Here is a 25060-nt window from a genome sequence, read left to right on the forward strand (position 1 = left end):
CCCATGGCAACGCTTGAAATCCGAGACCTGCACGTCACCGTCGAGGCCGACAACGCCACGAAGGAGATCCTCAAGGGCGTCGACCTCACCGTGAAGCAGGGCGAGACGCACGCCATCATGGGCCCCAACGGCTCCGGCAAGTCGACCCTCGCCTACTCCCTCGCGGGTCACCCGAAGTACACGATCACCGGCGGCACCGTGCTGCTCGACGGCGAGGACGTCCTGGAGATGTCCGTCGACGAGCGCGCCCGCGCGGGCCTGTTCCTGGCGATGCAGTACCCGGTCGAGGTCCCCGGTGTCTCGGTCTCCAACTTCCTGCGCACCTCCGCCACCGCCATCCGCGGCGAGGCCCCCAAGCTGCGCACCTGGGTGAAGGAGGTCAAGGAGACCATGGAGCGCCTCTCCATGGACCCCTCCTTCGCCGAGCGCAACGTCAACGAGGGCTTCTCCGGCGGCGAGAAGAAGCGCCACGAGATCCTCCAGCTCGAACTGCTCAAGCCGAAGATCGCGATCCTCGACGAGACCGACTCCGGTCTCGACGTCGACGCCCTCCGCATCGTCTCCGAGGGTGTCAACCGCGTCCGTGAGACCGGCGAGGTCGGCACCCTGCTGATCACGCACTACACGCGCATCCTGCGCTACATCAAGCCCGACTTCGTCCACGTCTTCTCCGCCGGCCGGATCGTCGAGTCCGGCGGTGCCGAGCTCGCCGACAAGCTGGAGGACGAGGGCTACGAGGCATACACGAAGGGTGGCGTATCCGCGTGACACAGTTGCCGGGCCTCCTCGACACCGAGGCGATCCGCAAGGACTTCCCCGTCCTGGACCGTCTGGTCCACGACGGCAAGAAGCTCGTGTACCTGGACAACGCGGCTACCAGCCAGAAGCCGCGCCAGGTACTGGACGTCCTCAGCGAGTACTACGAGCGCCACAACGCCAACGTCCACCGCGGTGTGCATGTGCTCGCCGAGGAGGCCACGGCGATGTACGAGGGCGCGCGCGACAAGGTCGCGGAGTTCATCAACGCGCCCAGCCGCGACGAGGTGATCTTCACCAAGAACGCCTCCGAGTCGCTGAACCTCGTGGCCAACATGCTGGGCTGGGCCGACGAGCCCTACCGGGTGGACCACGAGACCGAGATCGTCATCACGGAGATGGAGCACCACTCCAACATCGTGCCGTGGCAGCTGCTTGCGCAGCGCACCGGCGCGAAGCTGAAGTGGTTCGGGCTCACCGACGACGGCCGCCTCGACCTGTCCAACATCGACGAGGTCATCACCGAGAAGACGAAGATCGTTTCCTTCGTGCTGGTCTCGAACATCCTGGGCACGGTCAACCCGGTCGAGGCGATAGTGCGCCGCGCCCAGGAGGTCGGCGCCCTCGTCTGCATCGACGCCTCCCAGGCCGCGCCCCACATGCCGCTGGACGTGCAGGCCCTCCAGGCCGACTTCGTGGCCTTCACCGGCCACAAGATGTGCGGCCCGACCGGCATCGGCGTCCTCTGGGGCCGCCAGGAGCTCCTCGAGGACCTGCCGCCGTTCCTCGGCGGCGGTGAGATGATCGAGACCGTGTCGATGCACTCGTCGACGTACGCCCCGGCGCCCCACAAGTTCGAGGCGGGCACCCCGCCGGTCGCCCAGGCGGTCGGCCTCGGCGCGGCCATCGACTACCTCAACGCCATCGGCATGGACAAGATCCTCGCCCATGAGCACGCGCTGACGGAGTACGCGGTCCAGCGCCTCCAGCAGGTCCCGGACCTGAAGATCATCGGCCCCACCACGGCCGAGGACCGGGGCGCCGCGATCTCCTTCACCCTCGGGGACATCCACCCGCACGACGTGGGCCAGGTCCTCGACGAGCAGGGCATCGCGGTCCGGGTCGGCCACCACTGCGCCCGCCCCGTCTGCCTGCGCTACGGAATTCCTGCGACCACGCGAGCGTCGTTCTATCTGTACTCCACTCCGGCCGAGATCGACGCGCTGGTCGAGGGCCTGGAGCACGTACGGAACTTCTTCGGCTGAAGGGCGTGAGCTGAGACCGTGAAGCTGGACTCGATGTACCAGGAAGTCATCCTGGACCACTACAAGCACCCGCACGGGCGTGGTCTCAGGGATGGCGACGCCGAGGTACACCATGTGAACCCGACGTGCGGCGACGAGATCACCCTCCGAGTGAAGTACGACGGCACGACGATCGAGGACGTCTCGTACGAGGGCCAGGGCTGCTCCATCAGCCAGGCCTCGGCCTCCGTACTGAACGATCTGCTGGTCGGCAAGGACCTGGCGGACGCGCAGAAGATCCAGGAGACCTTCCTGGAGCTGATGCAGTCCAAGGGCAGGATCGAGCCCGACGACTCGATGGAGGAGGTCCTGGAGGACGCCGTCGCGTTCGCCGGTGTCTCCAAGTACCCGGCCCGGGTCAAGTGCGCCCTCCTGAGCTGGATGGCGTGGAAGGACGCGACGGCCCAGGCGCTGGGTGGCGCCGACGCCGAAAGGAAGACGGCATGAGCGAGACCGTTGAGATGAAGCCGGCCTCCGAGGAGGAACTCCGCGAGGCTCTGTACGACGTCGTCGACCCCGAGCTGGGCATCGACGTGGTCAACCTCGGGCTGATCTACGGCATCCACATCGACGACGCGAACATCGCGACGATCGACATGACCCTGACCTCGGCGGCCTGCCCGCTGACCGATGTCATCGAGGACCAGGCCAAGTCCGCCACGGACGGCATCGTCAACGAACTGCGCATCAACTGGGTCTGGATGCCCCCGTGGGGCCCCGACAAGATCACCGACGACGGCCGCGAGCAGCTGCGGGCGCTCGGGTTCAACGTCTGAGATCGCGGCACACGAAAGCGGCGGCACCCTGCCTGGGGTGCCGCCGCTTCTCCATGTCTCAGCTCAGCCCGTCCACGAGGTCGAAGAAGAAGTCCTCGCGGTTGGTCGTGTTGTAGCCGTACGGGTCCAGCCGCAGCTGGAAATTCTTGTGCCGCAGGGCGTAGTTGGGGTAGTTCACCGACTGGAACAGCACGTCGTCCGAGTACGGCGACTTCTGGGGGCAGAAGGTGGCGTCCTGCTTGAAGAGGCTGCTGCCGTCGTTGCTCTCGGCGCGCAGCACGAAGTTCTGGTGGCGCAGGTACAGCCCGTCGTGCGTGGCGAAGGAGTAACAGGAGGCGTTCGCCAGGCCCTTGACCAGGTCGAAGGTCGAGTCCTCGCGGGACTCGGAGCCGCGGGGCTGGTCGAGATACACGTAACTGCCGCTTACGTGCCAGTAGCGGTCCGGGTAGTTGACCGAGCGGACCGACTTCCCGTCGGTGCCGGGCTGTTGCGCCGAGCCGCCCGAACTCCCCTTGCTGGGCGTGGCCTTGGAAGGCTTGGCGCTGGACGGCGCGGACTTCGGGCCGGTGCCGGACGAGGCGGCCGTCGCCGTGCCGGACTTGGACGCGGACGCGGTCGGCGAGGTCGCCGACATCCCCGACGTGCCCTTCGGCGGTCCGGTGGTACCCGGCGCGGACGGCGAGGCGAAGGACAGCAGACCGGGGCCGTTGTCGGTGTTCGCGGTCGCCGTGGGATTCGGTGACGCCTTGTCAGGGGTGTTGTGGCTGACGGCTATCGCCGTGACACAGGCGACGACGGTGGCTATGGCCAGCGTGCCGGCCAGCCAGAGTCTTCGGGTTCCGGGAGCCCGGGAGGTGTCGGGGGCCCAGCCGTTCTCCCAGGCGGGATGCGGCGGGGGTTGGGGGGTGGTTTCTGGCATGCGCGTTTCCTCCAGCGGCGCCAAGGCAGCGGCCGGGGATGTGAGGGTGGGGTGAGTGAAGTGTGAAGCGGTGGTGGATCACAGAGGTGCACACACTAGTGGAGACACGGGGCTGCTGGGAGCCGTTTCAGCTAGCGGTTTCTGTGAGCATTAAACATCCCTGTGCGGCGTGCGGGAGTGGAATCGGCAACGCCGACGGTGCGCATCGGCCGGAGACCGTCTGCCGTAGGGAAACCCGTTTCCGGCTGTGCGCCCTGGTGTCGCACGGTTGTGTACGCCCGTACACAACGCTGCGTACACTCGTACACATGGGATACCTGACGCTCGCCGGCGCCATAGCCGCCGAGGTCGCCGCCACGACGGCGATGAAGTACGCGGACGGATTCACCAGGCTCTGGCCCTCGTTGCTGACGGCACTGGGATACGTCGTCTCGTTCCTGCTCCTGGCCGAGACGCTGAAGACCGTGTCGATCGGCACGGCGTACGCGATCTGGTCGGGGGTCGGCACCGCCGCCATCGCCGTGCTCGGCCTGCTGCTCTTCGGGGAGGGACTGAGCACGGTCAAAATCGCGGGGATCGTGCTGATCATCGGGGGAGTGGTGGTCCTGAACCTGGGGGGCGCGCACTGATGCCCCGCCGTTACGACCCCGACCGCAAGCAGCGGATCATCGAGGCGGCGATCCGCGTCGTCGGCGAGAAGGGAATCGCCGGGCTGAGCCACCGCACCGTCGCCGCCGAGGCCGACGTCCCGCTCGGCTCCACGACGTACCACTTCAGGACCCTCGACGAGCTGATGGTCGCCGCGCTGCGCCAGACGAACGAAGGCTTCGCCAAGGCGGTCGCCGCGCACGGCGGCCTGGACGACTCCGCGACGGACCTCGCCACCGCCCTCGCCCGGATCCTCGGCGACTGGCTGGGCGGCGACCGTACCGCCGTGGAGCTGGAGTACGAGCTCTACCTCGCCGCCCTGCGCCGCCCGGCCCTGCGCCCCGTCGCCGCCGAATGGGCCGACGACCTCGCCGAACGGCTGGCCCGGCGCACCGACCCGGTCACGGCGCGGGCGCTGGTCGCGCTGATGGACGGGATCTGCCTCCAGGTGCTGCTGACGGGGACGCCGTACGACGAGGGGTACGCGCGGCAGGTGCTGGGACGCGTGATTCCCTGACGGAACGCGTCTGTCATGACCGTCGCGGTCGTGGCCGCGGTGACCGCCGTCGCCGTCACCGCCGCCCTGCTGGTGGGCGGGACCGGCACGGGACGCGGGGCGCAGCCCGCGACGCCGGACCTCGACCCGAAAGGGACGAGTGCGGCCGACTTCCCTGATCCACTCGCGGACCTACCGGTTCATCGGCTCGCGCATGGTCTTGGACGGCAAGGCCCCCACTGTCGGCGGGCTGCTCACGACGGCGGTGGTGGACAAGGCCGGCGAGCGTCCCTGACGCCACCCGCCCAGACCCGGGAGGCCCGCACGCCGGGGGAGTGCGGGCCGCCCGGAGCATCTTCGGCCCGCCCCCTGAGACGCCCCGCACGCTGGTTCGCCTCGCAGGCCCCCGGCCGGTTAGGTTGCCCTCATGACCGACACGACTGCTCCCCGTCCCACCGGTGCCGCCGCCGCCGGCCTCGCCACGATCGCCGCCGACGGCACCGTTCTCGACACCTGGTTCCCCGCCCCCGGGCTGGTCGCCGAGCCCGGCCCGGCCGGCACCGAGACGCTCTCCATCGAGCAGGCCGTGGAACTCCTCGGCGCGGGTGCGGCCAAGGTGATCGGCCCGGACGTCCGCCGCAACGTGGAGGTCGTCGCGGTCCGTACGGTCATCGCCTCCCTCGACGACAAGCCGCTCGACACCCACGACGCCTACCTGCGCCTGCACCTGCTCTCGCACCGCCTGGTGAAGCCGCACGGCCAGAGCCTGGACGGCATCTTCGGCCTGCTCGCCAACGTCGCCTGGACCTCCCTCGGCCCGGTGGCCGTCGACGAGATCGAGAAGGTCCGGCTGAACGCCCGCGCGGAGGGCCTGCACCTCCAGGTGACCTCGGTCGACAAGTTCCCGCGGATGACCGACTACGTCGTCCCGAAGGGCGTGCGCATCGCCGACGCCGACCGGGTCCGCCTCGGCGCGCACCTCTCCGAGGGCACCACCGTCATGCACGAGGGCTTCGTCAACTTCAACGCCGGCACGCTCGGCACCTCGATGGTCGAGGGCCGCATCTCGGCCGGTGTCGTGGTCGGCGACGGCTCGGACATCGGCGGCGGCGCCTCCACCATGGGCACGCTGTCCGGCGGCGGCAACGTCGTCATCGCCATCGGCGAGCGCTGCCTGATCGGCGCCGAGGCGGGCGTCGGCATCGCCCTCGGCGACGAGTGCGTGGTCGAGGCCGGCCTCTACGTCACCGCGGGCACCCGCGTCACCATGCCCGACGGCCAGATCGTCAAGGCCCGCGAACTGAGTGGCGCCTCCAACATCCTCTTCCGCCGCAACTCGGTCTCCGGCGCCGTCGAGGCCCGCCCGAACAACGCGGTCTGGGGCGGGCTGAACGAGATCCTGCACAGCCACAACTGACCATCGGCGGCCGTGACCTGCCGAGCCGTCGGCAGCTGTCGACGTCGGTCGTCGGTGAGCGCCCTTCCACGGCCCGGAGACGGCCCGGGGGAGGGCGCTCACCGCGCTGCCGGGGCTCGGCGACGTAGGTGCCCGATCCGGCCCACCCGTGCGACGAGACAGCGAACGGGGAGGAGTTGAGCCTTCTGACCGCTCGGCTGGCCGGCGTCTTGCGAGACGTCCGGGTATGGCGGCGTTGACCTTGCCTGCGACAATGCGTCCATGACTGATGCCCCTGGGCCGCAGACCTTCGCTTCGCCGCTCAAGCCCGTCGACCTGCCCACCGTCGCGGCTGACCGTGAGGCCTTGGCCGGGTGGCTCGACTACCACCGTGCCGAGTTGCTGAGGAAGCTCGAGGGGTTGACCGAGGAACAGGCCGGCCGGCGCGTCGTTCCGTCCCTCACCACCCTGCACGGACTGGTGCGACACCTCACCAAGGTCGAGTTCGTCTGGTTTGTCGACGTCATCAAGCAGAGTGAGGAACCCGCGCCCTTCGGTTGGCCGACGCGCAGGGACGGTGACTTCCTGTTGGACGACGGCGCGACGCTGTCTGAGGACGTCGCGCGCTACCTGGCCGCCTGCGAGCGCAGCCGCCAGATCTTCGCCGGGGTCTCACTGGACGATGTTTGCACGCACCACCGATTCGGGGATCTCGACGTGCGTTGCATCATGCTGCACATGATCAGGGAATACGCCCAGCACAACGGGCACGCGGACATCATCCGCGAGCTCATCGACGGCGGTACGTCGAACTGAGTCCCCTCACACCTCCCTCCGGGCGCGGCCTGCAGCGCCGTTGGGCGGCCGACGTACGACCCTGGTGCTCCTACCAGTACGGCGTGTGTGATCGCGCAAGGCCGCCTGCGTTCGAGCGGTTCCGCTGTGAGGCACAGGCGAAGATCATCGAACTGTGGGCGATCTGCGAGACGGTGCCATCGCTCGCGCCAGCGCACCGACGCCCGCCGCCACCGAGCTGAGCGCCTTCCCGTGTGACCGGGAGGGGCGTTCAGTCGTCGTGCGGCAGGGAAGCGTGGAACTCCGTCAGTGCGGCGAAGTCGTCCTCGCGCAGGCCGATCCGGGGGCTGACGTGATGCAGGAGGGCCGGACCGGGGTGATGGGAGCGGACGTACAGCGTGTCCGCCGGGGTCTGTTCGTCGTCCACCCAGGCGAACGGCCGCCCCTCTGCATACGCCACGATCGCCTCGGTCTTCCAGTGGACCCCGTCCGGCCGCTCGGCCAGCAGGCCCCGCCCGAAGTCGACGTACGGCAGTTCGGGGAGGCCGACGACCGGGCCGATCCAGCGGTTGGCCTCGGCCATCCAGGTGGTCGCCCAGCACAGCTCGTAGCCGAGGGCGAGCAGCGCCGGCCCGTGGGACGGGTTCAGCCACACCCGCAGCGGGCGGCCCGGACGGACGGTCGCCCGGATCGTCGTATAGCCCTCCGGGCGTCGCTCGGGCTTGGCCGCGTACGGGTTGAGGGGGCCGTCGACGTCCAGGAACAGCAGGGGAGGGCGCACGGGGCCAACGTACGGCAGCGGCGGGCGGAGCACCGGCGAATATCCCCGCGCCGGGCAGGGGCGGCGGCGTCGCTGCGCACGCTTTGCTGCGGGGCAGGGCCAGGGGGGATTCCGGCGCTTCGCCGAGCGTTGATCAGGCGGCCATGGACTCCGTGAACTCCGCGTACACCGCCCGCAGCCGGTCCGCCGTCTCCCGGCCCGCGGCCCGCAGAGGTGCGCGTACCGGGCCCGCCGGCAGGCCCGTTGCGGCGAGCAGCGCCTTCGCCGTGACCGTGCCCGGCAGGCCCGCGGCCGTCATCGCCTCGATCAACGGGACGGCACCCAGCTGGAGTTCGGCCGCTCGGGCCGTGTCGCCCGCGTCGAACGCCTCCAGGATCGCGGAGACGCGGGAGGGGACGACATTCGCCACCGTGCTGACACAGCCGGCCGCGCCCACCGCGTACAGGGCGAGGATGTGCTCGTCGCAGCCCGCGTAGTACGCCAGGTCCGTGCGCGCCAGCACCTTCTGGGTGCCGAGGAAGTCGTACGAGCAGTCCTTCACGGCCACGATCCGGGGGTGCGCGGCGAGCCGGACCAGCGTCTCCGGCTCGATCCGGGTGCCGGTGCGGCCCGGGATGTCGTACAGCATCACCGGCAGCCCGCTCGCGTCGGCCACCTGGAGGAAGTGCGCCTCCAGCGCGTCCTGCGGGGGCCTGCTGTAGTACGGCGACACCACCAGGACGCCGTCCGCGCCCGCCTTCTCGGCCGCGCGCGTGAGCTCGACGGTGTGCAGGGTGTCCGCGGTGCCCACGCCCGCGACGAGCGGCACCCGCTCGCCCACCGCCGCCCGGACGGCCGCGATCAGCTCGGCCTTCTCCGCATCCGTCGTGGTCGGCGACTCACCGGTGGTGCCGTTCAGCACCAGACCGTCGCAGCCCTCCGCCACCAGATGCGCGGCCAGCCGCCGGGCGCCGTCGAGGTCGAGCGCGCCCGCTTCGGTGAAGGGGGTGACCATGGCGCAGAGGGTGCGGCCGAAGGGGCGGGGCGAACGGGCGGTGCCGTGTGGGTTCGTCATGGGGGTAGTCTCGGCAGCGCGAAAGCTTAGCTCCACTTAATTTTTCTACGATGAATGTCTTAGGAACACTAAGCTATTGGTTTTGATGCCTCAGGAAAGCTTTGCTTCGGGGGCGAAGGCAGGCAGTTTTTCGAGGCTGCTGCGTACGGCCTCGGCGCCGTACTCGAACATCTGCCGCTCGTAGTCGTCGACCGCGTCGAGCAGTTCCCGGCGGCCTTCGCCCGCCTCGATCAGGCGGCGGCGCAGCAGGTCGGCGTCGCGCAGCGCGGTGTTCGCGCCGTTGCCGCCGGTCGGGGCGCCCTGTGTCCAAAACGGCCCCTCATGGGCCACTATGGGCCGGACGGTCACCGACGGCAGGTCATGGGTCATGGGAGGCACCATGAAGCTGGGCAAGGCACTGGCCACCGGGGTCGCTGAGGAGCGGCCGCTCGTCCGCGACGAGGTACCCGGACTTTCCGAACTTCCCGAAGAGACCCGCGAGCTCCACGAGACCCAGGAACTCCGGGAGGCGCCCGCGTCCGAAGGGGCTCCGGCCGCCCGATGAGGCCCTGGCTCCCGGCGGAACGGCCGACGGAGCCGCCGGCCGGTTACAAGATCGCCCACCCGATGCTGTCCCAGGACGGTGCGCGGGCCGGGTTCACCGGTGTGTCGCTGGGCGGCGCGCTGCCGTACGGAGTGCTGGACGACGCGTCCTGCGTCTACGGCCGACGGCACCGCCCGCCCGCGCGGCTGTGCGACTGCGGCTTCCACTGTGTGCACGAACGCGAGGTCGCCGAGGCCCTGCTGTGCACCGCGGAGCACCGGGCGGCCGTGCTGCTCGAGGTCTCCGTCCTCGGCGCCTACATCCGTTTCGAGCGCGGTTTCCGCTACGCCCGGCAGCGGGTGCGGACCGCGACCGTCGGGCCGTGCGCCTGCGGCGCGCCGGCCGTCGCGCTCGCCGACGCGGGCTGGGGCAGGCCCGGTTGGCGTGCCCTCGCGGCCGCCTGCGCGGGCTGTGTCCGCGCGCGAGCGTCCGTCTCGCTCGCCGGATTCGCCCGGCTGGCGGGGCAGGGGCTGCATGTGATCGCCGGGGGTACGGCGGCCGACGGCGGCCGGACCGTGGTGAGGGAAGGCCTCGGGGTGCCCGAACTGGTCGCGGAGGCGGCTCTGTTGCAGGCCCGCCTCGACTGGTTCCAGAGCCAGCTCGCCCGGCTCGGCGAACGGGGCGAGCAGGGCTGAGGGCGCCCGGACCGGGTACTCGGAAGGTCAGCAGTCAGAGCGGACGCCGACGAGACCAGGAGGGGCAGCACCGATGACGAAGAGGACCGCACGCGGAACGGGGGCCCGACTGACCCACACCGCCGGTGCCCTGGCGGCGAAGGCCGACCTCAAGGGCCGTACCCAGGCCCGCGCCGCCGACCTCATGGACAAGGCCGGCGCGCTGACCGTGCAGCTGCGCGAGGGTGCGACCAGGGCCGGTCACCAGGCCCAGGGCCGGGCGGTGAAGGGCGGCCACACGGCACAGGAGCAGATGGCCAAGGCGCGGCACACGTTCCAGGAGCGGGCGCTGCGGACCGGACACGCCGTGCAGGAGCGGGCCGGGCACGCCGGGCACCTGGCGTCGGAGAAGGCCGCCGTGGCGGGGCACGCCGTCGAGGGCCGGGTCCCGCAGCCCGCGCGCCTGGTCGTTCGGGCCGTCGTACGGCACCCGAGGCCGGTGCTGGTCGCGGGCACCGCCGTCGCCGTCGCCGTGGCGGTGGGCGTGCTGCGCCGGGGCCGTCGCGCCTGAGATCCGCCGAGGGCCACGGCCGGGATCCGCCAAGGGATCCGCCGGGATCCAACGGGGGCTCCGCCGGGATCCGTGGAAGGGCCGCGCCCCACCGTTCCACCGAAAACTCCACCCGTGTGGACAAAAAAAGTTTTCGGTGGGACGGTGGAGCCATGCTGGACGTCACCGTGATCGAGGACCCCGAGGCAGCGGCCGTGTCGCTCGACCCCATACGGGCCAGGCTGCTCGCCGAACTGGCCGACGCGCCCGCGTCGGCCGCGATGCTGGCCGGCAAGGTCGGGCTGCCCCGGCAGAAGGTGAACTACCACCTGAAGACGCTGGAGCGGCACGGCCTGGTCGAGCTGGCAGGAGAGCGGCGCAAGGGCAACGTCACCGAGCGGCTGATGCGCGCGACCGCCGCGTCGTACGTCATCTCGCCGGCCGCCCTGCCCGCCGTGCAGCCGGACCCGGACCGCTTCCGCGACCAGCTCTCCGCGCGCTGGCTGCTCGCGCTCGGCGCGCGTCTGGTGCGCGACGTCGGCATGCTGGTCACCGGGGCCGCCAAGACCCGCCGGCGGCTGGCGACCTACGCGCTGGACGGCGAGGTCCGCTTCGCCTCCGCCGCCGACCGGGCGGCCTTCGTGCAGGAGCTGACGGCGGGTGTGAGCGCGCTCGTGCGCAAGTACGACGCACCCGACGCGGAGGGCGGCCGGGACCACCGGATCGTGGTCGCCGTCCATCCCACGGTCAAGGACCGGCCCACCCCCGAGCTGGAACAGTAGGCGGCAGGAGCCCCATCATGTCCAAGGAATTCGAGATCGCCCGTGAGTTCGAGGTCGACGCCACGCCCGCGGAGGTGTGGGAGGCGATCACCCACGGCACCGGCGGCTATCTGTGGCCGATGCAGCCGCCCGAGCCCCGGGTGGGCGGCACGGCGGCCTTCGGATCCACCGTCACCGCCTACGACCCGCCGCACCACCTGGTCACCCGCAGCGAGGACGTCGGCTTCCCGACCCAGAGCACCAACCAGCTGGAGCACGTCATCGAGGAGCGCGACGGCGGCCGCCGCGCCTGGGTGCGCTACGTGCACAGCGGGATCTTCACCGACGACTGGGACAACCAGTACGACGGCGCGAGCCGGCACACCGACTTCTACCTGCACACCCTGCGCGAGTACCTCACCCACTTCGCGCCCCGCCCGGTGAGCTTCGCCCAGCTGAACGGGCCGGAGGCGTCCCAGGCGCCGGACGCCTTCGCCGCCGTGGGCCGGGCCCTCGGCCTGCCGGACGACCTGGCGCCGGGCGCGAAGGCGAGCGTCCACGGGCCCGGCGGGCGGGTCCTGGACGTGGTGGTCGACTACCGCGACCCCTACTTCGTCGGGCTGCGCACCGAGGACGCCCTCGTCCGGTTCTTCGGGCGCAATCACTGGGGCGCCCCGGTCGGCATCAGCGTCCACGACTTCGCGCCGGACGCCGACGCCGAGGCGAACGAGACCGCCTGGCAGGACTGGCTGAACGGGGTGTTCGGCCAGTCCTGAGCCAAGGCCGACCGCTTACGGGCGGAAGCGCAGCACCTGCGGGTCGTGGTCGCTGATCTGGTCGTGGAACTCCGAGTTGATGTGCACGCTGTCGTACTCGAAGTCGCCCTTGCCGCGGATCTGCTTGCTGATCAGGATCTGGTCCAGGACCTGCTCGTTGCCCTGGTAGTCGTAGGTGTAGCGCTCCTTCGTCGGCAGCGACTGGATCGCCGACCAGAGCGCGCCGTGGCTCTCCAGGATCTTGGTGGTGCCGGAGAAGTCGAAGTCGTTCATGTCGCCGAGCGCGATGACCTCGGCGTCCTTCTGGACGTCGAGGATGTTCCTGACGAACGCGTTGACCAGCGTCGCCTGCGCGTGGCGCTGGGTCTCCGAGCTGCGCACCACCGGCTGGTACTGCGAGGTCAGCCCCTGGTCGCCGCCCTTGGAGTTCAGGTGGTTGGCGATCACGAAGACCGTCTTGCCCTGGAAGACGAACTCGCCGGCGAGCGGCTTGCGGCTGGCCGTCCAGGCGGAGTTCGCCGGGTCGATGCGGCCCGGGGAGGCCGTCAGCTGGGCCTTGCCGTGCACCTTGGCGACGCCCACCGCGGTGGTGGAGTCGCCGCCCGCGCGGTCCACGAAGGAGACCCGCTCCGGGTTGAACAGGAAGACCTGGCGGATGTTGCCGCCGGGCTCGCCGCCGTCCTGGTCGTTGACGGGGTTGATGGAACGCCACTGGTACGTCGGGCCGCCGGCCGCGACGATCGCGTCGATCAGCTTGTTCACCGTCACGTCGGCGGCGACCGTGCCGTCGTCCGTCGCGCCGTTGTCGTCCTGGATCTCCTCCAGGGACACGATGTCGGGCGACTGGAGGTTGTTCACGATCGCGGACGCGTGCGCGGCGAAGGTGCCGTCCGAGGGGTCGAGGTTCTCGACGTTGTAGGTCGCCACCGCCAGCTGGCCGTGCGACTGCTTCTTCGTCGTCTCGCGCTGCAGGCCACCGCTCTTCAGGGTGCCCAGCGTGCCCGCGACCAGGGTGTAGCCGCCGTACTGGTTGTAGTCCATCGGGCCGGTCGTGGCGCCGGTCAGGGTGTCGCCGACGTTCGCCACCGGGAAGTCCGCGGTCGAGCCGAGGGACTGGATCTGGAGGCGGCCGGTGTTCTGGTCGCGGTAGGAGCGGTACAGCGAGCCGCCGCGGCCGGTGCGGTTCTCGTGCGGCTTCACCGTGACCCACAGCTCCGCGTACGGGTCGGTGGCGGTGACCACGCGGGCGTCCTTGACCTGGACGTTCATGCCCTCCAGGGACTCGTAGTAGTCCAGGGCGTACTTCTTCGGCTGCAGGGTCAGGCCGTTGATCGAATTGCCGGCGGCCGTGTCACCCGCCGGGGTGTACGCGCTCGGCACCGACTTCTTGTCGATCACGACCGGCGCCGGGACCGCGTTGCCGGTGGACACGGTGGTGACGGTCGGCTTGGTGATCTCGGTCAGCGACTGGTTGCCGGTGGAGGCGCCGCCCGGGACGTACTCGGAGACCGTGCCGGTGACCTTGACGGAGTCGCCGACCGCGACCTTCGGGGTGGAGCTGGTGAAGACGAAGACGCCCTCGCTGGTGGCCGGGTTGTCGTCCGGCGTCGGATCCTGGATCCAGAAACCTCTGGAGGAGCCGTAGGTGCGCGTGCCCGTGACGATGCCGGGGACGTCCGTCACCTTCTGGCCGGCGTACGGGGATATGCGCGTGGTGCCCTGGACGTCGTGGATACGCAGCCCGTCGGCCTGCGCGGGCGAGGTGAGGGCGACGGTGGACGCCGCGCTGCAGACGGCGGCGACGGTGAGCGCGGCGAGACGCGCGGAAGACCTGCTCGGCAAGGGAATCCCTCCGGGGACATCGGAAGCGCCGGGACAAGGGCGGTTTATGGAGCGTTCATGACACGTTCATGTATGCCATGTGACGCGGATATGACACGCGTAGATACCGAGTGAACAGTTGTCCCCCCGCTTTCTACGCGCGTCAATCTCCTGCCTGATCAAGGCAGTTGTCAAGGTTTCAGCCATGTACGGGGCCGGGCGGGGAGATGAACCGGGCGGCATGGGTGGAAATCCGTCTAGGCTGAGCGGCTGAGCCGTACGGCGTCCAGGTGGTCGTACGGCCGTCGATACGGTGTCCATGTCGCCGTACGACCGTTGAGGCGTCCGAGGAGAACCAGCCGATGTCTGACAGCGCTCCCCTGCCCCCGGTGCGGTTGCGTTCCGAAGCGGAGCTGGCGCACGCCGCGCTGTCCACGCCGTTGCTCACCCGGGCCGCGCGGCTCGCCCGCTGGGCCGGCCCCGACACCCGTGTGGACGCAGGTGGCGAACTGGTCGAGGAGCAGCTCCCGGCCGCCGCCGAGGTGCTCGGACTCACCGGGGAGGACGCCGTCGCCTACGCCGGTGAGGCCTGGCGGGTCGCCGTGGACGCCGGACTGGTCGAGATCGCCGACGAGGAGGCCGGGACCGTGGCGGCGGGGGAGGAGCTGGCGCTGCTCACCGGCGGCTCGCCGCACGACGTGCTCGCGGTGTGGCAGGCCGCGCTGGAGACCGTGATCGCCGACGCGAGCGTGCCCGACCTGGACGGAATTGTCGACGCGCTCGACGAGGGCGGCGAGGTCGATTTCTCGTCACTCGGCTGGGACCCGGAGGCGGAGGCGGAGTTCCTCGACGGCGTCCTCGGCAACCTGTACCTGCTGACCGTGAGCGAGGGCGGTCCCGGCGAGGCGCCGGTGCCGCTGCCCGCGCTCGCCGCGTCGATGATCGTGCCCAGCGACATGGGGGAGCCGACCAACGACGTCCTCGAACAGGTCTCCGACGCGATGATGCGGCTCGACGACCAGTTCCGGTTGCTGGAGCCGGTCGGGCTCGTCGAGTACCAGCCGGTCGACGAGACGCTGATGGCCGACGCGGAGGAGGAGCCGGCGGCGGGGCCGGTCGACGAGGCCGACGTCTCCCGGTACGGCATGGTGCGGCTCACCCCGCTCGGCGCGTACGGGCTCCGGGCGCGGCTGCTGGAGGCCGGGTTCGAGGCACCGGCGGTCGGCGAGCTCGCCGACAAGGGCGCGGACGCGCTGCTCGACGGCACGGCCGCGTTTCCGCAGGGCGCCGCGCAGGCCGAGACCGAGCAGTGGCTCGCCCGCCGTGAGTCCCTCGCCGCGGCGCGCGAACTGCTGGCCGCCGCGCGCGGTGCGGACGCGGGTGCCCCGCTGCGGCGGCTGCGCTGCCAGCAGGCGCTGTCCCTGCTCGGCGCCGAGGCCGAGCCCGCCCTCCGTGAGGTCCTCGACGACCCCGAGCTGGGCGGCCTGGCGAGGGTCTGGCTGGCCGAACGCGGCGCCGCCGACGTGCCGGCGCCCTCCCAGGACATGATCTTCTGGCTGACCATCGACACGGTGGCCGCGCAGTTGGCCGCCGAAGGGAACTCCGAGGAGCTCCAGGCGCTGGTGGAGGGCCTCGCCCGGCAGCACGGCGGGTTCTTCGCCCAGGCGTGGCGGGTGGGGCACCCCGACACGGCCGACGTCCTGGAGGCGATGGGCCGCCTGCACCCCGACAAGAAGGTGGCCAAGGAGGCCCGCAAGGCGGCGTTCAAGGCACGGTCGCAGCACGGCGGGTAGGGGCTGAAGGGGTGGGGGGTGCGCGGAGGTTGGGCACCGCCGGCTGCGTTGTGTCCGGCTGAGCGCCGTCGCGGCGGGAAAAGAGGATGCGGCGGGGCGCGGTGTCGTGGTGCGCGCCGGTGTGATGGGGCGTGTGGGTGGTCGGGCACCGCCGGGTGCCGCCGTTTGGGCTGAGCGCCGTTGCGGCGGGAAAAAATGAAGCGGCGGAGAAGAACCGTCTGTCGGGAGGGGTGGCCCTCGGGGGCCCGGGCCCCGGGTGCCTTGGGGGCCTCGGTCTCGGGACGGTCTCGGGTCTCAGCAGGGGGCGGCCTCCGGTGAGGAACTCCATTCCTCGGCCGAGGAAAGCGCTGCCCTCTGTGGGGTGTTCTTGGGGCGGCCTTTGGGGCGGCGTGGGGCGGGGATTACGGATTCATGGAAGAGACGGTCGTGATGTCGCCCTGTGTTCAACCGGTGTTCAGGGGCGGCCGGGAGCGTGTGCGCCGAATTGAGGTTCGCCACCCTCCACGGCACTCCGACCGTCACAGGAGACACCATGTCGCTCACCCGCAGGGACTTCGCCGCGAAATCCGCGATCACCGGTGCCGGTGTCGCGCTGGCGGGCAGCGTCGGCGCGCTCGCCACCGCCCCGAACGCCCTCGCCGCCACCGAGACCGAAGCCGCCGACGCGCCGCACGGGCACGGGCACGGCGGCGTCGGTTACGGGCCGTTGCTGCCCGACCCCGACGGCATCCTCGCGCTCCCCGCCGGCTTCAAGTACCGCGTCATCACCTACAGCGGCAGGACCAAGCTGGAGTCGGGCGAGTTCACCCCCTCCAACCACGACGGCACCTCCACCTTCGACGGCCCGCGCGGTGCCACCCTCCTCGTCAACAACCACGAGCTGGCCGGCCCCCGCGCCAACTGGCCGTACCCGGTTCCGCTCACCGAGGGCCTCGTCTACGACCCGGCCGCCGCCGGCGGCTGCACCGTCGTCGAGGTCCGCCCCGGTGGGCACGTCGCCGAGTGGGTCGGCATCGCCGGCACCGCCACCAACTGCGCGGGCGGCAACACCCCTTGGGACACCTGGCTCACCTGCGAGGAGACCGAGGACAAGGCAGGCACCAACGGCTTCACCAAGGACCACGGCTACGTCTTCGAGGTCGACCCCGAGGACCGCCGCGCCAACCGGAACCCCAAGCCCGTCAAGGCGCTCGGCCGCTACGCCCACGAGGCCGTCGTCGTCGACCCCAAGCGCGGCCACCTGTACCTGACGGAGGACGCCTCCAACCCGAACGGCCTGCTCTACCGCTGGACCCCGCCCGAGCACTTCCACCACGGGCGCGGCAAGCTGTGCACCCTCGCCGACGACGCGGGCACGCTCCAGGCGTTCAAGTGCTTCGACTCCGGCGGACAGTTCGTCGACGACCTCTCCCGCGCCACGAAGATCGGCACGGTCTACGGCGTCGACTGGGTCGACGTCCCGGACCGCGACGCGAGGACCACCTCCGTCCGCAAGCAGTTCACCACCGGCCAGGTCACCCGCGCCCGCAAGCTGGAGGGCATGTGGTGGGGCGACGGCGGCGTGTACATCGTCTCCTCGTACGCCCGCGCGGAGAGCCCCGTCCAGCACGACGGCTCGGTGTGGTTCTACGACCCCAAGCGCCGCACCCTCACGCTCAAGGTCCGCATCGGCGTCAACCCGGACCCGTCCGTGGAAGGCAACTTCGACGGCCCGGACAACATCACCGTCTCCCCGTACGGCGGTCTCGTCATCGCCGAGGACGGCGAGGGCCTCCAGCACCTGTTCGGCGCCACCGACAGCGGCCGCACCTACCCCATCGCCCGCAACGAGCTGAACATCGGCACCGAAGAGGAGCCCGAGTACAGCGAGTTCACCGGCGTCACCTTCTCGCCCGACGGCCGGACCCTGTACGCCAACATCCAGACCCCGGGCATCATGCTCGCCATCACCGGGCCCTGGAAGCGCCAGCAGCGCGGATAGTTAATTCACTCGCTCGGCCCGCGGACCGCCTCCTAAAGTTGTGCATGTCCAGGTGCGAAGGCAGGACCTACTTCCACTCATAATGGGGCGGCCGCGGGTTCGAGTCCCGCCACCGGTACAACGCGCCGGTGTAGCTCAGGGGTTAGAGCACCTACGTCGGTTCCGCCGACTTCGATCTCTGGACACCGAAAACTTCATGCACCTCCCGGTGCGTGTTCTTGATCTCGGGAGGCGCAGCTCATGGCGGGTGTCCGGTGCGCAGGCAGCGGTTACTTCAGGTTCTGGTCCCCGAAAGGGGGTGCGGGTTCGATTCCCGTCATCGGCCCGGGGTCGATGTGGCGAAATGGCAGACGCGCCAGGTTGTGGTCCGTCGCCGATCTCTGAACTCGGACGCCCTCCTTCTGCTGCGCCTCCTCCGAAACTCCAATGAATTCGGGGGGAATTCACCATGGTGCGATTCAACACCAAGGCGGCCCGGGCGCAGCCCATTTCTCGGGTCACCTCGACGGGGCGGATCCTCCGTACCTACGAGGGCGGCCGCGGCCGGGAGCGGGACGCGCGGTCCGAGCTCTTCCTGCTCGCCGTCGCCAACTTCGTCTCGCAGCAGACCTTCTACGAGTCCGGTGCGGACCGCGACGACCGGTTCACCACGCTCGTGCGGGAGCTCGCCGTCACCGACCCGGCCTGGACGGCGGGTCTGCTCGGCTGGCTGCGCGGCGAGGGCAACATGCGGACCGCCTCGATCGTGGGCGCCGCCGAGTACGTGCACGCCCGCCTGACCGCCGGGGCCACCGACGGCCCCTCGAACCGTCAGGTCGTCGCCTCCGTGCTCCAGCGGCCCGACGAGCCCGGCGAACTGCTCGCCTACTGGACGGCGACGTACGGCCGCGCCGTTCCCAAGCCCGTCAAGCGGGGGATCGCCGACGCCGTACGACGGCTGTACCACGGCAAGTCGCTGCTCAAGTACGACACCGCCTCCAAGGGATACCGCTTCGGCGACATCCTCAACCTGGTGCACGCGGCGCCGGACCCGGACAAGCCGTGGCAGGGCGAGCTGTTTCGGTACGCGCTGGACCGGCGGCACAACCCCGACACCGCCGTACCGCCCGCGTCGAGCCCGGTGCTCGGCGCGCACCGAGAGCTGATGGCGCTGCCCGTCGGGCAGCGGCGCGCGGTCGTCACCGGGCTCGGTGGCGCCGAGCGGCTCGCGGCGGCCGGTCTCACCTGGGAGGCGCTGGCCGGCTGGCTCCAGGGCCCGATGGACAAGGCCGCGTGGGAGGCGGTCATCCCGTCCATGGGGACGATGGCGCTCGTCCGCAACCTGCGGAACTTCGACGAGGCCGGAGTCTGTGACGAGGTCGCCGCGCAGGTCGCGGCCCGGATCAGTGATCCGGCGGAGGTGGCGCGGTCGCGGCAGTTCCCGTTCCGGTACCTGGCCGCGTACCAGCACGCGCCGTCGCTGCGCTGGTCGTACCCGCTGGAGCAGGCGCTCGGCCACTCGCTGGCCAACGTGCCCGCGCTGCCGGGGCGGACGCTGGTGCTCGTCGACCGTTCGGGCTCGATGTTCTACTCGCGGCTGTCCGAGCGGTCGGAGCTCAACCGGGCCGACGCGGCGGCGATCTTCGGCGCGGCGCTCGCGCTGCGGGCGGCGGACGCGGACCTCGTCGAGTTCGGTACGACGAGCAGGCGGCTGACGTTCGGCAAGGGCGAGTCGGTGCTGAAGATCCTGGACCGCTTCGGCGACCTGGGCGGCACCGACACCACCTCGGCGATCCGCGCCCACTACCGGGGGCAGGACCGGGTGCTGATCGTCACCGACGAGCAGTACGCGTTCAACCGGCACGGCGACCCGACCCAGCAGGTCCCTGCGCACATCCCGGTCTACACCTGGAACCTGGCCGGCTACCGGGTGGGCCACGGCCCGTCCGGCACGGGTAACCGCCACACCTTCGGCGGCCTCTCGGACGCGGCTTTCCGGATGGTGCCGTTGCTGGAGGCGGCCCGGGACGCCGTCTGGCCGTGGGAGACGGCGGCCTGAGGGCCGCCTTCCGAACGTGACCCGCACCTTCACGGGGGGTGCGGGTCACACCCCTGCCCGCCGCCCCCCCTTGCCCTCGCCCTTTACTGATATCTAACATTTCAGTTCATGGAGGCCCTGCGACCCGTCCCCCGCACCCTGCTCCGCGACCGCGCGTACGCCGCGATCCGGGACGCCATCGTCGCCGGTGAGATCGAACCGGGCGCGGTGGTGCGCGACGCCGAGCTCGCCGAGCGGCTCGGGCTGTCCCGGGCGCCCGTGCGGGAGGCGTTCGCTCGCCTCGTCGACGAGGGTCTCCTGGAGAGCAAGCCGCAGAGCTACACCCGGGTCACGCCGGTCGTGGCCGCCGAGGTACGGGACGCGGCGGCCGTGGTCGGCGCCATGCACGAACTGGTCACCCGCGCCGCGGTACCCCGGCTGCGGGACGCCGACCTGGATCTGATGCGGGTGTCCAACGTCCGGTTCGCCGCCGCCGTAAAGGCCGGTGACGTGGACGGGGCCCTGCGCGCCGACGACGAACTGCACGACGTACTGGTCCGGGTGGCCGGCAATCGCGCGGCCGCCGCCACCGTCGCCCGCTACACCCCGCTCATCCGCCGCCTGGAGCGCCGCCGCTTCGGCGAGGGCGGCTCCTGCCGCTCGGCCGGACTGCACGACCGGCTGATCGAGGCCTGTGCCGCCGGTGACACGGAGGCGGCGGTCCGCATCACGGCGGACATCTGGCGCAGCCTCGCAGAACTGGCCGACCCCGACTGACCCCTGGAGCTCCGATGTCCCTCTCCTCCTACGACCGTTACCCCCTCCTCTTCGGCCCCTCGCCCGTGCATCCGCTGGAGCGCCTCACCGCCCATCTCGGCGGTGCCGCGCTGTGGGCGAAGCGGGAGGACTGCAACTCCGGGATCGCGTACGGCGGGAACAAGACGCGCAAGCTGGAGTACCTGGTCGCGGACGCGCTCGCCAAGGGCTGCGACACCCTCGTCTCCATCGGCGGGGTGCAGTCCAACCACACCCGCCAGGTCGCCGCCGTGGCCGCCCGCGCCGGGCTCAAGTGCGTGCTGGTGCAGGAGAGCTGGGTGGAGTGGCCGGACTCGGTGTACGACAAGGTCGGCAACATCCTCATCAGCAGGCTGGCCGGCGCCGACGTACGCCTCGTCCGCGCCGGGTTCGGCATCGGCTTCAAGGAGAGCTGGGAGCTGGCGCTGCGCGAGGTCGAGGAGTCCGGCGGCAAGCCGTACGCCATCCCGGCGGGCGCCTCCGACCATCCGCTCGGCGGTCTCGGCTTCGCGGGCTGGGCGTACGAAGTCGCGGAGCAGGAGCAGCAGTTGGGCGTCTTCTTCGACACGGTGGTCGTCTGCTCGGTGACCGGGTCGACGCAGGCCGGCATGGTCGCGGGGTTCGCCGCGCTGGAGGAGGCGGGCGGCCGCGAGCGCCGGGTCATCGGCATCGACGCCTCGGCCAAGCCCGCCGAGACCCGCGAACAGGTGGCGCGCATCGCCCACCGGACCGGACAGCTGATCGGACTGAAGCGGGAACTGACCGTCGAGGACGTCGAGTTGGACGAGCGCTACCACGCAGGCGTCTACGGCATCCCGGACGACGCCACCCTGGAGGCGATGCGCCTGGCCGCCCGCACGGAGGGGATGGTGACGGACCCGGTGTACGAGGGCAAGTCGATGGCGGGGATGATCGACCTGGTCGAACGCCGCGAGATCGGCGCCGACTCCACCGTGCTCTACGCCCACCTCGGCGGGCAGCCGGCGCTGAACGCGTACAGCGCGCTCTTCTAGGGGATCGCTTCCAGGGCTGTTCCGGTAGCGGGCGGGCGAGAACCCTACTTGGCGAGGAACGACAGCAGCGCGGCGTTCACCTCTTCGGCGTGCGTCCACAACAGGCCGTGCGGGGCGCCCTCGATCTCCACGTACTCGGCCGACGGCAGCAGCGCGTGGAACGGACGCCCGGTCGCATCGATCGGCAGGATGCGATCCCCGGTGCCGTGCAGGATCAGCGCCGGGACGTCGACCTTCGCCACGTCGGCGCGGAAGTCGGTGATCCACGTCGGCACGCAGGCCACGGACGCGTGGGCGGAGGCGCCGGCCGCCACGTTCCAGCTGTTGCGGACGGCCTCCTCGCTGATCCGGCTGCCCAGCGTCTCGTCCAGGTTGTAGAAGTCCTGGTAGAACGCGGTGAAGTAGGCGTACCGGTCCTTGCTGACCGCGTCCAGGATGCCGTCGAAGACCGCCTGATCCACACCGGTCGGGTTGTCGTCGGTCTTGAGCAGGAAGGGCTCGAGCGAGGCCAGGAAGACCGCCTTGGCGACCCGGCCGGAGCCGTACCTGCCCAGGTAGCGGCCCACTTCGCCGGTCCCCATCGAGAAGCCGACCAGGACCGCGTCCGTGAGATCGAGCGTGGTGAGCACCTTGTCGAGGTCGGCGGCGAAGGTGTCGTAGTCGTAGCCGGTGGTCGGCTGGGAGGAGCGGCCGAAGCCCCGGCGGTCGTAGGTGACGACGCGGTGTCCGGCCCCCAGCAGGACCGGAAGCTGCTTCTCCCAGGAGTGGCCGTCGAGCGGGTACCCGTGGATCAGCACGATGGGCTGTCCGGTTCCGTGGTCCTCGTAGTAGAGCTCGATCGGTGCGCTGTTCTCTTCGCCAACGGTGATGTAAGGCATTGCGGTTCGGCCTTTCTCGGGTTCGGAGCGTCCAGCACACCACTGGTGCGGGACCGCAGCCAGGCAGAACTGCAGGCGGAAGTAGAGAGCGCTTGTTCTAATTGTCGTGATGACCAGACTTTCCCCATCCGATATGTCCCACGGCGCCACCGCCTTCGGTGCGATGCTGCGTTCCCTGCGCCGGGCGGCGCGGCTGACCCTGGAGGAGTTGTCGCAGGCGTCCGGGGTCAGCGTCCGGGCGCTGGGCGACATGGAACGCGGCCGCAGCCGTGGGCCACAGCGCCGCACCGTCGACGCGCTCGCGGCCGCCCTGAAGCTGGACCGCGAGCAGTCGCAGCGGTTGCAGCGGCTGGCCGACGCCGGCCGGGAACGGGGCGGTCCGGCCGCGCCGCCGTATCTCCTGCGCACAGTCCCGGACTTCACCGGACGGGAGCAGGAACTGGCCGATCTGGAGGCGCTCGCCCGAGGCGCCGGCGCCCGCGCGGTGGTCCTCTTCGGGCCGGGCGGACAGGGCAAGACGACCCTCGCCGCGCAGGCCGCGCGGCGGCTGGGAGAGCTCTTTCCGGATGGCTCTGTCAGTGTGCAACTGCACGGCATGAGCGACACACCGCTGTCCGCCGCCGAGGCACTGGTCCTGCTGCTGACGGGGCTCGGGCATCCGCCCGACCGGATCCCGGTGGACCCGGTGGCGCGCGAGGCCGTCTACCGGGCCACGCTCAGCACCCGGCGGGTGCTGGTCGTCCTGGACGACGCGGCCGACGAGGCACAGGCCAGGCCGCTGCTGCCGGACGCGGAGGGCGGTTTCGTACTCGTCACCAGCCGACGCCCGCTGACGGGGCTGGAGGGCGTACGGCGCATCCGGCTCGGCGCTCTCAGCGGCAGGGAGTCGGTGACACTGCTGGAACGGATCCTCGGCACGCCGCGCACCGACGGCCAGTCGGAGGCGATCGGCCGGCTGGCGGAACTGTGCGGGCATCTCCCGCTGGCCCTGCGGATCGTCGGCAACCGCCTCTCCAGCCGCCCCGCCTGGACTCCTGCCCGGCTGGCGGAGCAACTCGCAGACGAGGAACGGCGGCTGGGCACCCTGGTCGCGGGCGACCTGGCCGTACGCGGCGCGCTCGCCCTGTCCTACCGCCAGCTCACCGCTCCCCGCAGGCTGCTGCTGCGCCGGCTCACCCTGCTCCCGGGCCATGACACCGGCCCCCACCTCGCTGCCGTACTCACCGGCGACGACGACCCGATCGCGGTTCAGGACGCCCTCGACCTGCTGGTCGAGCGGGGCCTGCTGGAGGAGACCACGCCGGGCCGCTACGCGTTGCACGATCTCGTACGACTCTTCGCGCGTGAGCGACTCCAGGACGAGGAGCCGCCGTTGTCGGCCGAAGCAGCCGCCCTGCGCATGGCGGACTGGCTGCTGCGGTCGGCCTCGGCGGCGGGCCGCTGGTTCGAGGCACCCGGCGCGCCCGAGCCGTGGCCGGGAGGCGTCCCCGCCTTCGCACCCGTGTCAGCCGAGGAGGCGGAGGAGTGGCTCAGCACCGAACGTGCTCACTGGGTGGGCGCGTTGCGGCTCATGTTCGAAGCGGAGCGGTACACGGAGATCCTGCACGCGGCGCGGACGTTGTACTGGTTCTCCGACCGCTGGGACGCCTGGCCCGAGTGGCGCACCGTGTTCACCTACGGCGTCCGCGCCGCCGCCGCGCTCGGCGACCGGGCTGCCGAGGCCCACCAGCTCAACTGCCTCGCCTGGACGTACTCGGTGCGCGGCGGACCGTACGAGCAGGCCGAGGAACACGCGCGCCGTGCGCTGGAGTCGGCGACCCAGGCCGGTGACACCGGCCAGCAGGCCTGGGCCTGGGTCTACATCGCCGGTGCCGGCATGTACCTGGACCGGCCCGCGGAGGCGGCACGGGCGGCCGAGGACGCCGTACGGCTCTTCGAGGCGACCGGTGATGGGGCCGGGCTGGCGGTTTCCCGCCGGCTGCTGGGCAGCGCCCTGCGGGAATCCGGCCGCGCGGAGGAGGCGTTGGCCGTCCATCAGGGCCTGCTCGGGACGGACGCGGGGGACGTGCCCGGTTTCCAGGAGTTCGCGCAGGCGATCCTGCGGCATGAGATAGCCCGTGACCTGCTGGCCCTTCGGCGCTGGTCCGATGCGGTGGAGGCGTATCGGACCGTCATCGCCCCGGCCACCCACGGCGGCACGGACCGCTTCAAGGCCCGTGCCCTCACCGGCCTCGCCACCGCCCTGGAGCACTGCGGTGACCCGGCCCGGGCAGGCGCCCAACTCAGTGAGGCGTACCGGCTGTTCAGCTCGGTCGGTGACACGGCCGCAGCGGAACGGACAGCGGCCTCGCTGGAGCGCCTCGCGGCCCGTGCGGTTGACGCGGATCATTCGGTCGTCGCGGACAACGCCGACGGCCCCGGCAGCTAGGGGCGCGCGGGTCACCGCACGGCGAGCGGGTGGCGGCTCTGGGCGTCCGAGCAGCGGAATGCGGGCCCCTGCGTCGGCTCGGCTCGCCCAGGCTGAGAGGGATCACCCGGGCGCGACCTGACCAC

At 71.0% G+C, this 25060-nt stretch carries 26 protein-coding genes; 20 read left to right on the forward strand and 6 right to left on the reverse strand.

The features are described from left to right. The first annotated feature begins 3 nt into the window (after positions 1 to 3). Genes sufC through ACFY6U_RS15635 form a run of 4 tightly spaced genes read left to right on the forward strand, consistent with a single transcriptional unit; the run spans position 4 to position 2836 of the window. Positions 4 to 768 (forward strand): Fe-S cluster assembly ATPase SufC, encoded by a 765-nt coding sequence (sufC, locus tag ACFY6U_RS15620; RefSeq protein WP_217544243.1) that lies wholly within the window; start codon positions 4 to 6, stop codon positions 766 to 768. Then, a complete protein-coding gene (locus tag ACFY6U_RS15625) occupies positions 765 to 2021 on the forward strand; it encodes a cysteine desulfurase (RefSeq protein WP_388913675.1) in 1257 nt (418 codons plus the stop codon). The genes sufC and ACFY6U_RS15625 overlap by 4 nt, the downstream gene beginning before the upstream one ends. 18 nt (positions 2022 to 2039) lie before the next feature. Beyond that, positions 2040 to 2507: a Fe-S cluster assembly sulfur transfer protein SufU gene (sufU, locus tag ACFY6U_RS15630; RefSeq protein ID WP_351485770.1), complete on the forward strand. Its 468-nt coding sequence runs from the start codon at positions 2040 to 2042 to the stop codon at positions 2505 to 2507. Continuing rightward, a complete protein-coding gene (locus ACFY6U_RS15635; RefSeq protein ID WP_351485771.1) occupies positions 2504 to 2836 on the forward strand; it encodes a metal-sulfur cluster assembly factor in 333 nt (110 codons plus the stop codon). Before sufU ends, ACFY6U_RS15635 begins: the two co-directional genes overlap by 4 nt. A 58-nt stretch (positions 2837 to 2894) precedes the next feature. Here ACFY6U_RS15635 and ACFY6U_RS15640 read toward each other — a convergent pair whose 3' ends face one another. After that, a complete protein-coding gene (locus tag ACFY6U_RS15640; protein WP_390038369.1) occupies positions 2895 to 3755 on the reverse strand; it encodes an AbfB domain-containing protein in 861 nt (286 codons plus the stop codon). Between the two features lie 308 nt (positions 3756 to 4063). Here ACFY6U_RS15640 and ACFY6U_RS15645 point away from each other — a divergent pair, with 308 nt between their 5' ends. The 5 genes from ACFY6U_RS15645 to ACFY6U_RS15665 all read left to right on the forward strand — a co-directional run bounded on the left by ACFY6U_RS15645 (position 4064) and on the right by ACFY6U_RS15665 (position 7111). After that, the gene (locus ACFY6U_RS15645; RefSeq protein WP_293997024.1) at positions 4064 to 4384 is read left to right on the forward strand and encodes a multidrug efflux SMR transporter; all 321 of its coding nucleotides are present in this window, start codon (positions 4064 to 4066) and stop codon (positions 4382 to 4384) included. Further along, entirely contained in the window at positions 4384 to 4920 is a 537-nt protein-coding gene (locus tag ACFY6U_RS15650; protein ID WP_351485774.1) for a TetR family transcriptional regulator, read from the forward strand. Before ACFY6U_RS15645 ends, ACFY6U_RS15650 begins: the two co-directional genes overlap by 1 nt. Positions 4921 to 5059: 139 nt before the next feature. Next, entirely contained in the window at positions 5060 to 5194 is a 135-nt protein-coding gene (locus ACFY6U_RS15655; protein WP_390038371.1) for a hypothetical protein, read from the forward strand. A gap of 132 nt (positions 5195 to 5326) precedes the next feature. Next, on the forward strand, positions 5327 to 6316 hold the full coding sequence (dapD, locus tag ACFY6U_RS15660; RefSeq protein WP_390038373.1) for a 2,3,4,5-tetrahydropyridine-2,6-dicarboxylate N-succinyltransferase: 990 nt from the start codon (positions 5327 to 5329) through the stop codon (positions 6314 to 6316). Between the two features lie 261 nt (positions 6317 to 6577). Beyond that, positions 6578 to 7111, forward strand: coding sequence for a DinB family protein (locus ACFY6U_RS15665; RefSeq protein ID WP_390038375.1), 534 nt, complete (start codon positions 6578 to 6580; stop codon positions 7109 to 7111). A 250-nt stretch (positions 7112 to 7361) separates the two neighbouring features. On the opposite strand, the gene ACFY6U_RS15670 is transcribed toward ACFY6U_RS15665, so the two are convergent. The 3 genes from ACFY6U_RS15670 to ACFY6U_RS15680 form a co-directional block, all read right to left on the reverse strand. After that, entirely contained in the window at positions 7362 to 7871 is a 510-nt protein-coding gene (locus ACFY6U_RS15670) for a hypothetical protein (protein WP_390038377.1), read from the reverse strand. Positions 7872 to 8004: 133 nt separating this feature from the next. Further along, positions 8005 to 8925: a 4-hydroxy-tetrahydrodipicolinate synthase gene (dapA, locus tag ACFY6U_RS15675; protein WP_390038379.1), complete on the reverse strand. Its 921-nt coding sequence runs from the start codon at positions 8923 to 8925 to the stop codon at positions 8005 to 8007. Positions 8926 to 9015: 90 nt separating this feature from the next. Beyond that, the gene (locus ACFY6U_RS15680; RefSeq protein ID WP_390038381.1) at positions 9016 to 9294 is read right to left on the reverse strand and encodes a hypothetical protein; all 279 of its coding nucleotides are present in this window, start codon (positions 9292 to 9294) and stop codon (positions 9016 to 9018) included. Here ACFY6U_RS15680 and ACFY6U_RS15685 point away from each other — a divergent pair. From ACFY6U_RS15685 to ACFY6U_RS15705, 5 genes are all read left to right on the forward strand, one after another. Then, complete coding sequence (locus ACFY6U_RS15685) at positions 9293 to 9469, forward strand: hypothetical protein (protein WP_390038681.1); 177 nt, start codon at positions 9293 to 9295, stop codon at positions 9467 to 9469. The genes ACFY6U_RS15680 and ACFY6U_RS15685 overlap by 2 nt on opposite strands. Further along, entirely contained in the window at positions 9466 to 10143 is a 678-nt protein-coding gene (locus ACFY6U_RS15690) for a hypothetical protein (RefSeq protein ID WP_390038383.1), read from the forward strand. Before ACFY6U_RS15685 ends, ACFY6U_RS15690 begins: the two co-directional genes overlap by 4 nt. A 73-nt stretch (positions 10144 to 10216) precedes the next feature. Further along, positions 10217 to 10693, forward strand: coding sequence for a hypothetical protein (locus ACFY6U_RS15695; RefSeq protein WP_390038385.1), 477 nt, complete (start codon positions 10217 to 10219; stop codon positions 10691 to 10693). 152 nt (positions 10694 to 10845) lie between these two features. Next, positions 10846 to 11454: an ArsR/SmtB family transcription factor gene (locus ACFY6U_RS15700; protein ID WP_390038387.1), complete on the forward strand. Its 609-nt coding sequence runs from the start codon at positions 10846 to 10848 to the stop codon at positions 11452 to 11454. A gap of 17 nt (positions 11455 to 11471) precedes the next feature. After that, entirely contained in the window at positions 11472 to 12209 is a 738-nt protein-coding gene (locus tag ACFY6U_RS15705) for an SRPBCC domain-containing protein (protein ID WP_390038389.1), read from the forward strand. A 15-nt stretch (positions 12210 to 12224) separates the two neighbouring features. Here ACFY6U_RS15705 and ACFY6U_RS15710 read toward each other — a convergent pair whose 3' ends face one another. Continuing rightward, a complete protein-coding gene (locus ACFY6U_RS15710) occupies positions 12225 to 14051 on the reverse strand; it encodes an endonuclease/exonuclease/phosphatase family protein (RefSeq protein WP_390038391.1) in 1827 nt (608 codons plus the stop codon). A 341-nt stretch (positions 14052 to 14392) separates the two neighbouring features. Here ACFY6U_RS15710 and ACFY6U_RS15715 point away from each other — a divergent pair, with 341 nt between their 5' ends. From ACFY6U_RS15715 to ACFY6U_RS15735, 5 genes are all read left to right on the forward strand, one after another. After that, a complete protein-coding gene (locus ACFY6U_RS15715; protein ID WP_390038393.1) occupies positions 14393 to 15823 on the forward strand; it encodes a hypothetical protein in 1431 nt (476 codons plus the stop codon). Between the two features lie 532 nt (positions 15824 to 16355). After that, positions 16356 to 17804 (forward strand): alkaline phosphatase PhoX, encoded by a 1449-nt coding sequence (locus tag ACFY6U_RS15720; RefSeq protein WP_390038395.1) that lies wholly within the window; start codon positions 16356 to 16358, stop codon positions 17802 to 17804. 448 nt (positions 17805 to 18252) lie between these two features. Beyond that, positions 18253 to 19842 (forward strand): TROVE domain-containing protein, encoded by a 1590-nt coding sequence (locus ACFY6U_RS15725; protein WP_390038397.1) that lies wholly within the window; start codon positions 18253 to 18255, stop codon positions 19840 to 19842. A gap of 108 nt (positions 19843 to 19950) precedes the next feature. After that, entirely contained in the window at positions 19951 to 20598 is a 648-nt protein-coding gene (locus ACFY6U_RS15730) for a GntR family transcriptional regulator (RefSeq protein ID WP_390038399.1), read from the forward strand. 14 nt (positions 20599 to 20612) lie between these two features. Then, positions 20613 to 21629 (forward strand): 1-aminocyclopropane-1-carboxylate deaminase, encoded by a 1017-nt coding sequence (locus ACFY6U_RS15735; protein WP_390038401.1) that lies wholly within the window; start codon positions 20613 to 20615, stop codon positions 21627 to 21629. A gap of 44 nt (positions 21630 to 21673) precedes the next feature. Here ACFY6U_RS15735 and ACFY6U_RS15740 read toward each other — a convergent pair whose 3' ends face one another. Continuing rightward, positions 21674 to 22507: an alpha/beta hydrolase gene (locus ACFY6U_RS15740; protein WP_351485812.1), complete on the reverse strand. Its 834-nt coding sequence runs from the start codon at positions 22505 to 22507 to the stop codon at positions 21674 to 21676. Between the two features lie 109 nt (positions 22508 to 22616). Between ACFY6U_RS15740 and ACFY6U_RS15745 the strand changes: the two genes are divergently transcribed. Beyond that, positions 22617 to 24935 (forward strand): NB-ARC domain-containing protein, encoded by a 2319-nt coding sequence (locus ACFY6U_RS15745; RefSeq protein WP_390038403.1) that lies wholly within the window; start codon positions 22617 to 22619, stop codon positions 24933 to 24935. Positions 24936 to 25060 lie beyond the last annotated feature (125 nt).

The organism is Streptomyces sp. NPDC013157 (genome assembly GCF_042899865.1).
Classification (GTDB): Bacteria; Actinomycetota; Actinomycetes; order Streptomycetales; family Streptomycetaceae; genus Streptomyces.